The sequence below is a fragment of the Cognatishimia coralii genome (assembly GCF_037478305.1).
Taxonomy (GTDB): Bacteria; Pseudomonadota; Alphaproteobacteria; order Rhodobacterales; family Rhodobacteraceae; genus Cognatishimia; species Cognatishimia coralii.
In genome coordinates, this window is record NZ_JBBGAZ010000001.1 from 244,483 (window position 1) to 257,215 (window position 12,733).

Genomic DNA, 12,733 nt, shown 5'->3' on the forward strand with positions numbered 1-12,733 from the left:
CCCTGTGAATCCCTAAAATGCACGGGCGATTCGTTTTTTTCGGTTTGGAGTCAGATCGTTAAAGGACGTTAACCCGCGATAGAGGCCTGATAGATCCCATCGATGCTATCCGCGATCACCGCGTTGAACTCGTCCTCGGTCTGCTGCGCGCTGAGGCCTTCGGTCAGGGCGCGCGAGAAAGAGGCGATCATGCCGGTGTTCTGGGCCAGAAGGCCATTGGCCTCTTCGCGGGAATAGCCACCAGAGAGGGCAACCACCTTGAGCACCTGCGGATGATCCACCAGCGCTTTGTATTGGTTCGCGTTGGTGGGCAGCGAGAGCTTCAGCATGATTTGCAGATTGTCATCCAGCGCGTCGAGCTCAGCAAGGATTGCATCGCGCACGAGGTCTTCGGTTTCGGCCTTGTCTGCGATGGTGATGGTCACCTCTGGCTCGATGATTGGCATGAGGCCCTTGGCGATGATTTGTTTTGCGACTTCAAACTGTTGCGCGACATTGGCTTTGACGCCCTCGGCATTAGCGGCAGAGATCACAGAGCGCATTTTGGTGCCATAGATGCCCGCCGCATTCGCACGATCCAGCAGATCATCGAGATCTGGCATCGGCTTCATCAGTTGAACGCCGTTTTCCTCGGCCTCAAGGCCTTTGTCGACCTTCAGGAAAGGCACCACGCCGCGTTTTTCCCAGATGTACTGCGCCGCTGGGATGCCGTCGATCTCGCCATCCATGGTGCGTTCAAACAGGATCGCGCCGACCACTTTGTCACCGTTAAACGCCGGAGATTGCGCGATCCGTGCGCGCATGGCGTGGATCATTCCAAACATTTCTTCGTCGCCGTTATAGGCGTCTTCCTCAACACCATAGAGGCGCAGCGCCTTGGGCGTCGAGCCGCCGGATTGGTCCAATGCTGCGATAAAACCTTGGCCTTTGGCGATGAGGTCGGTCTGGGCGGAATTGGACATTTGTGTATCCTTTGGCAGAAAATAGGAGTGTTAGGCTCCTTCTAGGTCAGCCCCAGAAGGCGCGCAATGCTGGTACCGCTAACCCTCTCCGGAAAAGAAAAGGTTAAGCCGAATGGCTAGGATTGTAGAGCTGCCACGCCGGGTAGGGTCTTGCCTTCCATCCATTCCAGGAAGGCGCCGCCCGCGGTGGAGATATAGGTGAAGTCCTCGGCCGCGCCTGCGCCATTGAGGGCCGCGACGGTATCGCCGCCGCCTGCGACCGACACCAAGCTGCCTGCTTTGGAGAGGTCAGCCGCGGCTTTGGCGGCGGCGTTGGTTGCGGCGTTAAAGGGCTCGATTTCAAACGCCCCAAGAGGGCCGTTCCAGATCAAGGTCTTCGCTTGGGCCAGAATGCTTTCGATGCGGGCAACTGACTGAGGGCCAGCGTCAAGGATCATAGCGTCCGCAGGGCAGGCGTCAGAGGCGACGGTTTCGTTGTCGGCTCCGGCTTTGAATTCACGCGCGACGACCACGTCAGAGGGCAGAACCACGTCGCAGCCTGCGTCCTTGGCTTTGGCAAGGATTTCGCGGGCGGTGTCGGCGAGGTCATGTTCGCAAAGCGATTTGCCCACGTCGATGCCTTGGGCCGCAAGGAATGTATTGGCCATGCCGCCGCCAATCACCAGATGATCGACTTTCGCAACAAGGTTGCCCAAGAGTTCCAGCTTGGTGGACACTTTCGCGCCGCCGACGACCGCGACAACGGGGCGTTTTGGCGTGGACAGCGCCGCTTCCAAAGCGCTGAGTTCGGCTTGCATCAGGCGGCCTGCGCAGTTTGGCAGCAGTTTCGCCACGCCTTCGGTCGACGCATGCGCGCGGTGGGCGGCAGAGAAGGCGTCGTTGCAATAGATGTCGCCCAAAGTGGCAAGGAAGCCAGCCATTTGCGGGTCGTTGGCTTCTTCCATCGCCGTAAAGCGGGTGTTTTCGACAAGAACAACCGCGGTGGCAGGCAGATCGTCAATCATCTCGCGGCTGGGGCGTTCGATGAAGGTGACCTCTTCGCCAAAAGCCTCAGCAAGATAGGGCACGAGCGGGCTCAGTGACATTTCTGGGACATATTGCCCCTTCGGGCGACCGAAATGCGCGAGCATAATAGGGGAGCCGCCCGCCTTCACGATATCGTGGATGGTCGGCACGATACGGTCGATCCGGGTGGTGTCGGTAACCTTGCCGTCTTCCATAGGAACGTTGATGTCCACGCGTACCAAGACGCGTTTGCCTGCCAGATCCATGTCGTCGAGGGTTTTCCAAGCCATAATGCCGTCTCCAATGTCCCGAATTTGCCCTGTGCATATAGGATTAATGCGACAGGTCAATGGCAGCTTGGCAATCCTTTGGCGAGGCACTAGGTTAGCTTCAACGAATATAAACGGAGCAGCCAAATGGCCGAGATCAAAGATCCCGAAAACACCATCCTGATGGAACTCAAAGACGGCACGGTCGTCATCGAACTTTTGCCTGACGTGGCGCCTGGTCACTGTGAGCGTATGAAGGAACTCGCGCGCTCGGGTCAGTATGACAACGTCTGCTTTCACCGCGTGATCGACGGTTTCATGGCGCAGACCGGCGACGTGGCCAACGGCAATATGGAAAAGGATTTTAATATCCGCATGGCGGGCACAGGCGGATCTGATCTGCCGAACCTTAAGGCGGAATTCTCTGGTGTGCCTCATGATCGCGGCACCTTGGGCGCGGCACGTAGCCAAATGCCAGATTCTGCGAACTCTCAGTTCTTTATCAACTTTAAGGACAACCACTTCCTGAACCGTCAATATACCGTCTATGGCCGTGTGATTGAGGGCATGGAGCATGTGGATGCCATCGTACGTGGCGAGCCGCCAATGGATCCTGATCGTATGATCTCGGTCAAAGTCGCAGCGGACGCGGAATAATGAACGGCGGGAGCAACAAACTCGTCGGTGTCGCCATGATGGTGGCAGTTCTGGGTGTGGGCGCTGTGTTTTTGGCGCAAGAAGGCACGCCGGGGCTGACCGATATCACCGAGGTCAGCAGCCAGTTGCCAGACTACGGTCTGGAAATCACCGTCAATGGTGAGGCCGAGGGTACGATTGTGATCGACCTCTTGGAGGGCGTTGCTCCGAACCATGTCGAGCGCATTGTGACGCTGGCGCAGGAAGGGTCCTATGATGACGTGATTTTCCACCGCGTGATCGAGGGGTTCATGGCCCAGACGGGCGATGTGCAGTTCGGCAAAGTTGGCGGTGACAAGCGCATGGCGGGTCGCGGTGGCTCTAGCTATTCCGACCTTCTGCAGGAGTTCTCTGAGGTGCCATTTGAGCGTGGCACGGTTGGGATGGCTCGGGGCGGTCATAGCGTAGATTCTGCGAACTCCCAGTTCTTCATCATGTTTGATCAGGGCTATTTCCTAAACGGCCAATATACGGTTGTTGGTCAAGTGACCTCGGGCATGGATGTGGTCGATGCGATCAAACGCGGGCATCCGCGCTCGGGGGCTGTGGACGGGGATCCGGACCGGATGGTTTCGGTGAAGGTCACACAGAACTAAGGTTCCGATTATACCATTGAAAAGGCTCGGGGGTTCCCGGGCCTTTTTTGTTTCCGGCTCGAAGCGCCTGCGAACGCAGGCAGGGCCATCGTCGGTTCGACGATGGCCCTGCGGTACCGATGACCACCCATCACAAGCACGTTAGGGGGGCTATGCAGGTGGGGTTTATTGGTCCCAGATGAGGCTAACGTTATAGGGAGCCCCATCATGTTCGCACGATCTATCCTTTTCGCCGCAGGCCTCAGCCTCGCCGTAAGCTCGGCTTTCGCAAGCCCCGCGCGCTGGGTCTTTGAGTGGCCCAATACGGATTTTGAGCAGACCTCGATTGAGGATTGGACGGAAATCCTGTCAGGCGGCCCGCCCAAAGACGGCATCCCAGCAATTGACGACCCGGTCATGGTGCCAATCAAAGAAGGCGCGCAGATCGGCGAGCGCGAGCCGGTGATCACGGTTGAAATCGAAGGCGAGCTGCCGCGGGCCTATCCGATCCGTTACCTCACATGGCATGAAATCGTGAATGATCAGGTCGGAGATATCCCCGTCGCTGTCACCTTCTGCCCGCTTTGCAATTCCGGTATCACCTTTGATAGGCGGGTCGGCGACCGCGTGCTGAGTTTCGGCGTCTCTGGCAAGCTGCGCAACTCGGACATGGTCATGTATGACCGCGAGACCGAAAGCTGGTGGCAACAGGCCATTGGCACGGGCATTGTGGGCGAGATGAACGGGGTCGAACTCACGACCCTGCCGACCTGGATGGAGAGCTGGCGTCAATTCGCCGAGCGCAATCCGGATGGCTTGGTGATGGCAGAGCCTCGGTTCGGACGGCCTTACGGGCGCAATCCTTACGTGAATTACGACAGTTCAGCGCGGCCGTTCCTCTATCAAGGCGAAAACCCACCGCATGGCATTCCGCCGCTGGTGCGTGTGATCCGTGTGGGTGACCGCGCCTGGCCAATGACGCGGCTGCGTGAGGCCGGAGAGGTCACCGAGGCAGGCGTGACGCTGACATGGACCGAAGGGCAGGCGTCAGCATTGGACGGGCGTGACATTGCGAAAAGCAAAGAGGTCGGCACCGTGCGTGTGAAAGACGCAAGCGGCAAGGATCTGGCGCATGATGTGATGTTTGCTTTCGCCTATCATGCGTTCTGGCCGAATGGGGAGTGGATGCTGGGGGACGGGTAAACACCGTATTCCCAAAATAGAAAGCCCCGCGAAAATCTCGCGGGGCTTATTTTTGTTACCAATCCAGAATAATCAGTTCCGCGCTTCCGCCAAATCCGCGCCTGTGCGCAGGTTGCGGAGTTTCTTCCACGTCACGTCCGGGTCAATCTTGCCATAGCCCGCGAAGGTGCCAAAGCCGCAATCGGTGCTCGCCACCACGCGGTCCATCCCGACAATATCGATGAAGCGCTGCAGACGCTGGGCGATAAGTTCTGGGTGTTCGACATAGTTCGAGCAGGTGTCAATCACGCCAGGCGCGAGGATCTTATCCTCTGGGATATCGGCATCGCGCCAGACGGTCCATTCGTGTTCATGGCAGGGATTGGCGCTTTCGAACAAGATCGTGTTCGGGCGCGCAGACAGCACGATATCAATGACCTTTTCCAAGGCGATATCATGGTCATGCGGGCCTTCGTAGTTGCCCCAGCAAAGGTGCATCCGCATCCGGTCGGCAGGCAGGCCTTCGGTTGCGGCGTTCAGAGCCTCGACATTGGCGGCGGCCATTTTCACGAATTCTTCTTCAGTCGCGTCCTGATAGCCCGTGTGGCGCGACATCGCGAGATCGGGGCAGTCGAATTGAATATCAAGACCTGCATCCAGAATGGCCTCATATTCAGGGCGCATCGCACTGGCCAAAGCCTCTAGATAGGCTTCGTGGCTGGAGTAGTATTTGTTCACCTGAAAGGCTGTGATCAGACCCGGAGATGCCGCATTCATAAAAGCGCGCGTTCCTTGGCCCTCTTTATCGAGCGCCTCTTTATAGCGGCGAATGTCCTCAAGGGCAGGCTCGAGGTTGACCAGTTTCACCTCTCCAACACAGGAGGCACGGGTGAATTCCTGGCTACCCATAATCGCGCTAAGCTTTTTGGCCAGACCGGGATGGGCCGCGAGGTCTTTTGCCGGTTTGCGATCAATATGGCCGCCAAACCCGCTTAGGCGCTCTTGCATGTAGGTCGAATAGCCGACCTTGCCGAGTTCTCCGTCAGAGACAATGGTCACGCCGGATTCCCGCTGCTTTTTCACGGCCACCGTGATGGAGTCCTGAACGGTCGTCTCAAATTCGTCCTTGTCGTAGTCGCGGCCGTTGTCTTTGGCCAAAAGCAATTCCGAGAGGTGGTCACCGCGGGGGAGGCTGCCGACGTGGGTTGTCTCGATGGTCATACTGCGTCCTTCGTCTTGTATATGAGAAGAGCATAGGCGGTGTCGGAGCGGGGGCGAAGTCAAAACTTAAAAAATGTGCTGACAGGCCTCACAGGGTGAGATTCGTGTGAATGAAGCAGCGGCCAAAAATGAAAAAGCACCGCCGAGGCGATGCTTTTCAGATTGCTATTTAAGCAAGGCTTATTTGCCAGCAGGTGCCGGAGCCGCTTTCGCTGGGGCAGGGCGTTTGCCTGCGCCACCCAGTGGGTCGTCCTGACGCTGGACAGAGCCTTCGAAATGCGCGCCGCTTTCGATGGCGATGGTTTTGTGGATGATGTCACCTTCAACACGCGCGGTGGATGTCAGGCGGACCTTTAGGCCACGTACGCGGCCCACGATGCGGCCGTTGACCACGACGTCGTCAGCAACCACTTCGCCTTTGACAGTAGCGGTTTCGCCAACAGTCAGAAGATGCGCGCGGATGTCGCCTTCGATGGTGCCTTCGATTTGCACGTCACCGGTGGTTTTCAGATTGCCTTTGACATGCAGGTCCGAAGACAAAACGGATGCGCCCACTTTTGGACGTGGCGCCGCGGCTGGGGCAGCGGCCGCTGCTGGAGCGGCCTTTTTGGCTGCTTCTGGCAGAACCGGCTTTGCGGTATCAGCAGGTGTTGCGGCAGGTTCGTTGATTTTGCTTTTAGAAAACATCTCTTGCAGCCTTGATAAATTTCATCGGGTTTACGGCCCGACCGTTAATCCGCACTTCATAGTGCAAATGGGTTCCTGTCGAGCGTCCTGTGTTGCCCATATCACCTATGTGTTGCCCGCGCGACACTCGGTCTCCCTTTTTTACGCGGAATTTCGCCAAGTGGGCGTAGCGAGTTTCGATGCCATGGGCATGTTTGATCTTGATCAGCTTGCCATAGCCCGAGGACCAACCGGCGTGGATGACCACTCCGTCAGCCGTCGCAAAGATATCGGTGCCATGCGGGCCTGCAACATCGGCACCGCGGTGCATCCGGCCCCAGCGCATGCCAAAGCCAGAGGTATAGCGGACTGCGGTTTTGTAAGGCACGGCGAAAGGCGTGGTTTCGGCGGCGATGCGGTACATGTTCAGACGGTCCAACTGGCCCAGCAGAGCGTTGGCGCGTTTCATTTCGGGCGACAGTTCTCCGCCAGAGGTGGTAACAGTCAGAGGCAGGTTTGGACCGCCAAGGCCGGTGTAGCCGCGCTTCACCTCTTCCAGCAGCGCATCAGTAGACAGGCCAGCAGAGGCAAACATCTTTTCCAGAGGCTCGACCGAGACGGTCATCGCGTCTTCGAGCTGGGTGAAGATCTGGTCGTTCATTTCCTCAAGCAGCTTGAGCTCGAGTTCCATATTGTCGGCGATTGCTACAGCTTCGCGGGCTTGTACAAAAAGCTCGTCGCGTTCTGCAGCAGTTTCAGCGAGGGCGGTGACGATGGATTCGACACCTTCGGTGTTCAGATCCTGCGCGACGGTGGATTCAACATAGGCATCTGCATCTGCCGTGACGCGCTCGAGTTCGGTGCGGGCCTCGTCGCGTTCTTTCATTGTGCGGCGCAGGGTGGACTGGATCACCTCGATGCCAGTTTCCAGCTCGCGGGATCGGGTTTCAGCCGAGAGCAGCTCGGATTGCATCAAAGAAATCTGCTCAAGCGCGGCGGTGAAACGTTCTTGGGCGGCCAAAGCCTCTGCCGAGCGCTGGTCGCGTTCGTCAGACAGAGTGTTCAGACGCAGCTGATAGTTTTCCTGATCGCGTTTGGCCTGTTCGCGGAAATTGCCAGAGCCGATCGAGTCCATGAACAGAACGGCCGTCACGATAATCGCCCAGCCCACCACAAGCGCACCGCATCCGGCGATCATCAGCTGGGTGTGAGGTTTCAGGCGAATAAAGCGTGTGTCCGTGTCGGACCTTAGGAACAAACGGCGTTCCGGGAACCACTTTTCTAGCAGCACATGAATTTTAGACGCAATTCCACGCAAAACGTCTTAGTCCTTTGGTTTTTCCCCGTTGGTGCGCCAATGTCCCCAGGCGCTCCAATTTCATTAACGGGCAGGTAAAGTTTCGGCAAGGTTTTTGACGACGCAGGCAAGTTTCCGCTTTGATTGTCCACGCATCTCGCGAAGTTTAACCTTTTGTTAAGGCTTTGTTTCCGCCTCTGTCAGCTCAAGGTCTGGGGTCATCGGCCAGAGGCCAATAAAAATCCGGTGGCAGGCCCGCTTCGGCGCGTTTTTCTTCATTGAACGGAGGTTTAAGGGCCCCGTGGAAGTATTTGCGCACCAACTTGTGAAAAACCTCTTTGGGATCAAGGTCATGGCGGCCGCAAAGGAAGTGGAACCATTTGGAGCCATAGGCCACATGGCCGACTTCTTCGGCGTAAATTACCTCTAGCGCCTCGACCACTTGGTCAAGCTTCGCTTTGCGGAAGATGTCGATCATGCCAGGGGTCACGTCCAGTCCACGCGCTTCCAGCACCATGGGAACGACGGCCAATCGCCCCATGAAATCATCCACTGTGTCCTCGGCGGCGCGCCACATGCCGGCGTGGGCGGGGAGGTCTCCGTAGAAACTGTCTAAATCCTCAAGGCAGTCGCAGATCAGGTTGAAATGTTTGCTTTCTTCATCGGCGGCTTTAACCCAATCGTCATAAAAGCCAATGGGCATTTTCACATCGGTAAACCGCGCGATGATGTCCCAATGCAGATCGACCGCGTTCAACTCGATATGCCCAACCGCGTGCAAAAGCGCGATCTGACCGGGTCGAGAGCCGGGGCGGCGGCGCGGCACATCACGGGGCGACAAAAGTTCCGGTTTCTCTGGACGGGCAGGATGCAACGGCGGCGTGGCGGCACCGATTTCGGGTGTTTCACCCGCCGCGCGCGCGGCAAACCACTGCGCCGCATAATCCCGAGACAGCGCTGTCTTCGCGCGGCCATCTGCGGTCGAGAGCACCTCGACCGCCATGTTTGCAAGGGTCTTCATCAGAGCGCTTTCGCCGCCTCCATGACTTCGTCCACATGTCCCGGAACTTTCACCTTGCGCCAGACCTGGGCGATTTTGCCCGCGCCATCGATCAAAAAGGTCGAACGTTCGATGCCCATATAGGTCTTGCCGTACATCTTTTTCTCTTTCCAGACGTCATAGGCCTCACACACGTCAGAGTCGGCATCCGTCAACAGCTCGACCGTCAGCTCTTGTTTTTCGACAAACTTGTGGTGGCTTTTCATATCGTCCTTGGACAGGCCAAAGACCTCGACGTTTTCCGCCGCAAAGGCCTCTTTCAACTCGCTAAAACCGATGGCCTCTTTGGTGCAGCCGGAAGTGTTGTCGCGGGGATAGAAAAACAGCACCACCGCTTTGGGTTTCAGGCTGGACAGGGTGACGTCCTCGCCAGAGGTGCTGGGCAGGGTAAAGTCGGGCGCGTTCTCGCCGATCTCAGGCATGAGTTCTCCTTGGGCTTTCAGTTTGAAGCCTATATGGTAGAGCGCAGAGCGCGACAAGAAACCGATTGCCGCAATAAAAAATTACCCGAGCCGCCGTGCCTGAACAGATGACCCAGCCTGATCCCGTCAAACCCAAGTCGCGCTTGCGGCGTCTGGGGCTGTGGAGCTTGGGTGTCGTGCTGGTGCTTGGTGTGGGGCTGGCAGTTCTAGCGATGACCTCGATTGGACGCACAATCCACGTCGCGCCTTGGATCAACGCTCAATTGGTGACGCAATTGTCCGGCGCTGTGCCCGGAGCATCCGTCCAGTTCGAAGGCGCGACTTTGCTGATTGAGGATGATCTGCATCCGCATGTGGTCTTTGAACGTCTGGATCTGGTGCCCGACGATGGTGGCCCTGTGATGTCGATCTCTGAAGTTGAGGCCTCTTTGTCATATCGCAAGCTTTTGCAGGGACAGATCGCGCCGCGTGAAATTCGTATGTCCGGGGTGATCCTGAATGCCACCCGCGCCGATGAAGGCGAGGTCGCGCTGGCGATTGACGGCGGGCAGGGCGGGGCTGCGACCTCGACTTCTTTGGGTGACATCGAACGTGAAATTGACCGCCTCTTGCAGACATCAGAGTTTGAGAACCTTTCGCGCGTGTCGCTGGATGCGATCACCATTCAGTTTGACGACCAGCGCGCGGGACGCAGTTGGACGGTGGATGGGGGCAGCTTCCTTCTGACACGCGACGACAAAGCGCTGCGCATGACGACGAATATCGCCTTGCTGGGCGGGCGTGACTATGTGTCCACGCTTGAATTTAATTTCGAAACCGAACTCGGCCAACCGGAAGCGCAATTCGGTGTGAACTTTGAAGACGTACCCTCCACCGACATCGCGTCGCAATCACCCGCTTTGACATGGCTGAGCATCCTAGATGCGCCGATCTCCGGTGCGATGCGCTTTGAGATTGATGAAAGCGGAGACCTTGGCCCGTTGAATGCGGCCCTGCGCATCAGCGAAGGCGTTGTGCAACCCGGTGGCGTCGTGCGTCCGGTGCCGTTTAAATCAGCAGGGACGCATTTCACCTATGATCCTCAAAGTGACGCGATTGAGTTCACTGAACTTGTGGCGGACAGCGCCTGGGGACAGGCGCGCGCCGAAGGGGTGGCCTATTTGCGCGACCTGCAGGGCGGCCTTCCCGGAGCGCTTTGGGGACAGTTTAAATTCACCGACCTTAGCGGCAATCCGGCGGGATTGTTCGGCGCACCGGTCTCGATTGATCATGCGCAGGCGGATTTTCGGCTGGATCTGACGAATTTCACCATCGATGTGGGCGAGTTTCTGTTGAAAAGCGAGGGCCAAACCGCTGTCGCAAAAGGACAATTCATCCCGCTTGACGAAGGTTGGAAGGTCAGCCTGAATGCTCAAATGGCAGAGGTGGACGCCCGCGAAGTGATCCGCTGGTGGCCGGAAAACGCCCAGCCCAAGCCGCGCAAATGGGTCGATGAGAATATCTTGGCGGGGCAACTCAGTGACGTGAACTTTGCCTTGCGTGCGGTGCCGGGCGCTAAGCCTGATATCTATCTGGACTTTGAATTTGACGAGGCCGAAGTGCGCTATGTCAAAACGCTCCCGCCGGTGAAAAAGGCAAAGGGGCGCGCGGTTTGGGTCGACAACCGCTTTGTTGTGACGGCTGAGGGCGGAGAGGTCGCGCCGGGCGCTGGCGGCGTTCTGGATGCGACAGGCACAAGTTTCGTGATCCCCAATACTCGCATCAAACAGGGGCCCGCCGAGGTCTGGCTGAAAACCCGAGGCACGGTGACTGCTGCATTGCGCTTGCTGGATCACAAGCCGCTTGAGGTCTTTTCCAAGGCGGGGCTGCCTGTCGATCTGGCGGAGGGCGAAGTCGAGGTCGAGGGCAGGATCAACCTGTTCCTGCGCAAGGGTCTGAAACCAGAGGAGGTCAACTTCGACATTGCCGCCACCGCGCGCAATGTTCGCTCGACGCAGCTTGTCCCCGACAAACAAATCGCGGCCCCCGAACTCTCGATCCTAGCCACCTCTCAGGCGGTGTCAGTGGCCGGGCGCGGGCGCATCGGCAGCGTGCCGATTGAGGCCACTTGGTCGACGGTGCTGGGTCAAGAGACCGGTGGAAAAAGCCAGCTTTTGGGGTCAGTCGAGCTCAATGAGAGCACGGTGGATGAGTTCAACCTCGGTCTGAGCCGTGAGATGCTGTCAGGGCAGGGCAAGGCGGCCATTCGGATTGATTTTGAGCGCGACAAACTGCCTGAAATGCAAGTGACCTCGGATCTGCGTGGGCTGCGCATGGCCATTCCGACCTTGGGCTGGAGCAAGCCTGCGTCGCGGGCAGCAGAACTGACGGTCACTGTGGCCCTGGACCAACCGGCGCGCGTGGAGAACCTACTCATGTCCGCCCAAGGGCTTGAAGCACAAGGGAATATTACGCTTAAGCCTGATGGTGGGATGGATGTATTTACCCTTGATCGGTTGACGGTTGGTAACTGGTTCGATGGGTCTGCGAAGCTCACCGGCCGTCCTGGACAAATAACGCCGGGAATTGAATTGACGTCCGGTACTTTGGACCTGCGGAAACTGCCAGAGGCAAGTAGTGCAGGCGGCGATCGCACACCGGTTCTGGCAAACCTGTCCCGCGTACGGGTGTCTGACACGATTGACCTGACCAGCTTTGGCGGCTCGTTCCTTGCAGGTGGCGGCATGCAGGGCGAATTTCGCGCGCGTGTGAATGGCGGGGCCACGATATCGGGGTCTTTGACGCCCGTGGGTGGGCGCAGCGCGATCCGGATATTGTCGGCGGATGCGGGCAATGTGTTGCGGTCAGCAGAATTCTTGCGCAACGCGAGTGGGGGCACATTACAGCTGGATTTGAACCCGCTGGGCAAAAACGAATTTGACGGGCGGGCAATCATCAATGATGTCCGCATTCAGGATGCACCGGCTTTTGCAGCTTTGTTGAATGCGGTCTCGGTTGTGGGTCTGCTTGATCAAATGGCGGGCGAGGGGATCTTGTTCACGGACGTGGAATCCCGTTTTCGGATTGGCCCAAACCGCATCGCTATTGCGCAGGGCAGCGCGGTCGGTCCCTCGATGGGCGTCTCGGCGGATGGGATTTATCATACGGACACGCGAAGCTTTGATATGCAGGGCGTGGTCTCGCCAATTTACGTTTTGAATGCCATCGGGCGCCCGATTGCGCGCAAGGGCGAAGGCCTTTTTGGTCTTAACTACACGCTCAGCGGACCGGTCGAGGATCTGAGGATCTCAGTAAACCCACTCTCGGTCTTGACGCCAGGGATATTCCGGAACATTTTCCGCCGCCCGCCTCCCTCGCTGGATGAGGCGAGCGAGTAAT

11 protein-coding genes are annotated in these 12,733 nt (G+C 57.8%); 4 read left to right on the forward strand and 7 right to left on the reverse strand.

Annotation, left to right across the window (positions count from 1 at the left end):
* Nucleotides 1–68: 68 nt before the first annotated feature.
* Both WG622_RS01245 and WG622_RS01250 read right to left on the reverse strand, forming a co-directional pair.
* Nucleotides 69–962 (reverse strand): fructose bisphosphate aldolase, encoded by an 894-nt coding sequence (locus WG622_RS01245; protein ID WP_339401931.1) that lies wholly within the window; start codon nucleotides 960–962, stop codon nucleotides 69–71.
* Nucleotides 963–1,078: 116 nt separating this feature from the next.
* Entirely contained in the window at nucleotides 1,079–2,257 is a 1,179-nt protein-coding gene (locus tag WG622_RS01250) for a phosphoglycerate kinase (RefSeq protein ID WP_339401932.1), read from the reverse strand.
* A gap of 126 nt (nucleotides 2,258–2,383) precedes the next feature.
* Here WG622_RS01250 and WG622_RS01255 point away from each other — a divergent pair, with 126 nt between their 5' ends.
* The 3 genes from WG622_RS01255 to WG622_RS01265 all read left to right on the forward strand — a co-directional run bounded on the left by WG622_RS01255 (nucleotide 2,384) and on the right by WG622_RS01265 (nucleotide 4,710).
* Nucleotides 2,384–2,893: a peptidylprolyl isomerase gene (locus tag WG622_RS01255; RefSeq protein WP_209356109.1), complete on the forward strand. Its 510-nt coding sequence runs from the start codon at nucleotides 2,384–2,386 to the stop codon at nucleotides 2,891–2,893.
* Nucleotides 2,893–3,528: a peptidylprolyl isomerase gene (locus tag WG622_RS01260; RefSeq protein ID WP_339401933.1), complete on the forward strand. Its 636-nt coding sequence runs from the start codon at nucleotides 2,893–2,895 to the stop codon at nucleotides 3,526–3,528. Before WG622_RS01255 ends, WG622_RS01260 begins: the two co-directional genes overlap by 1 nt.
* Before the next feature lie 207 nt (nucleotides 3,529–3,735).
* On the forward strand, nucleotides 3,736–4,710 hold the full coding sequence (locus tag WG622_RS01265; RefSeq protein WP_339401934.1) for a DUF3179 domain-containing protein: 975 nt from the start codon (nucleotides 3,736–3,738) through the stop codon (nucleotides 4,708–4,710).
* Between the two features lie 72 nt (nucleotides 4,711–4,782).
* Here the strand turns inward: WG622_RS01265 and WG622_RS01270 are convergent, their stop codons facing one another.
* The 5 genes from WG622_RS01270 to bcp all read right to left on the reverse strand — a co-directional run bounded on the left by WG622_RS01270 (nucleotide 4,783) and on the right by bcp (nucleotide 9,355).
* Entirely contained in the window at nucleotides 4,783–5,910 is a 1,128-nt protein-coding gene (locus WG622_RS01270; RefSeq protein ID WP_339401935.1) for a cobalamin-independent methionine synthase II family protein, read from the reverse strand.
* A gap of 180 nt (nucleotides 5,911–6,090) precedes the next feature.
* A complete protein-coding gene (locus tag WG622_RS01275) occupies nucleotides 6,091–6,597 on the reverse strand; it encodes a bactofilin family protein (protein ID WP_209356112.1) in 507 nt (168 codons plus the stop codon).
* Entirely contained in the window at nucleotides 6,587–7,894 is a 1,308-nt protein-coding gene (locus tag WG622_RS01280) for a DUF5930 domain-containing protein (protein ID WP_339401936.1), read from the reverse strand. Before WG622_RS01280 ends, WG622_RS01275 begins: the two co-directional genes overlap by 11 nt.
* A gap of 184 nt (nucleotides 7,895–8,078) precedes the next feature.
* The gene (locus WG622_RS01285) at nucleotides 8,079–8,894 is read right to left on the reverse strand and encodes a ferritin-like domain-containing protein (RefSeq protein ID WP_339401937.1); all 816 of its coding nucleotides are present in this window, start codon (nucleotides 8,892–8,894) and stop codon (nucleotides 8,079–8,081) included.
* The gene (gene bcp / locus WG622_RS01290) at nucleotides 8,894–9,355 is read right to left on the reverse strand and encodes a thioredoxin-dependent thiol peroxidase (RefSeq protein WP_339401938.1); all 462 of its coding nucleotides are present in this window, start codon (nucleotides 9,353–9,355) and stop codon (nucleotides 8,894–8,896) included. The genes WG622_RS01285 and bcp overlap by 1 nt, the downstream gene beginning before the upstream one ends.
* A gap of 95 nt (nucleotides 9,356–9,450) precedes the next feature.
* Between bcp and WG622_RS01295 the strand changes: the two genes are divergently transcribed.
* Nucleotides 9,451–12,732 carry a YhdP family protein gene (locus WG622_RS01295; protein WP_339401939.1) on the forward strand — a complete coding sequence of 1,094 codons (3,282 nt, stop codon included), beginning with the start codon at nucleotides 9,451–9,453 and terminating at the stop codon, nucleotides 12,730–12,732.
* Nucleotide 12,733: the final 1 nt, after the last annotated feature.

What these genes read in the sequence shown, in the direction of transcription:
- bcp (WP_339401938.1), bottom strand. Translation starts at nt 9,355, where the DNA reads ATGCCTGAGATCGGCGAGAACGCGCCCGACTTTACCCTGCCCAGCACC.
- WG622_RS01275 (WP_209356112.1), bottom strand. Translation starts at nt 6,597, where the DNA reads ATGTTTTCTAAAAGCAAAATCAACGAACCTGCCGCAACACCTGCTGAT.
- WG622_RS01285 (WP_339401937.1), bottom strand. Translation starts at nt 8,894, where the DNA reads ATGAAGACCCTTGCAAACATGGCGGTCGAGGTGCTCTCGACCGCAGAT.
- WG622_RS01265 (WP_339401934.1), top strand. Translation starts at nt 3,736, where the DNA reads ATGTTCGCACGATCTATCCTTTTCGCCGCAGGCCTCAGCCTCGCCGTA.
- WG622_RS01245 (WP_339401931.1), bottom strand. Translation starts at nt 962, where the DNA reads ATGTCCAATTCCGCCCAGACCGACCTCATCGCCAAAGGCCAAGGTTTT.
- WG622_RS01260 (WP_339401933.1), top strand. Translation starts at nt 2,893, where the DNA reads ATGAACGGCGGGAGCAACAAACTCGTCGGTGTCGCCATGATGGTGGCA.
- WG622_RS01250 (WP_339401932.1), bottom strand. Translation starts at nt 2,257, where the DNA reads ATGGCTTGGAAAACCCTCGACGACATGGATCTGGCAGGCAAACGCGTC.
- WG622_RS01255 (WP_209356109.1), top strand. Translation starts at nt 2,384, where the DNA reads ATGGCCGAGATCAAAGATCCCGAAAACACCATCCTGATGGAACTCAAA.
- WG622_RS01270 (WP_339401935.1), bottom strand. Translation starts at nt 5,910, where the DNA reads ATGACCATCGAGACAACCCACGTCGGCAGCCTCCCCCGCGGTGACCAC.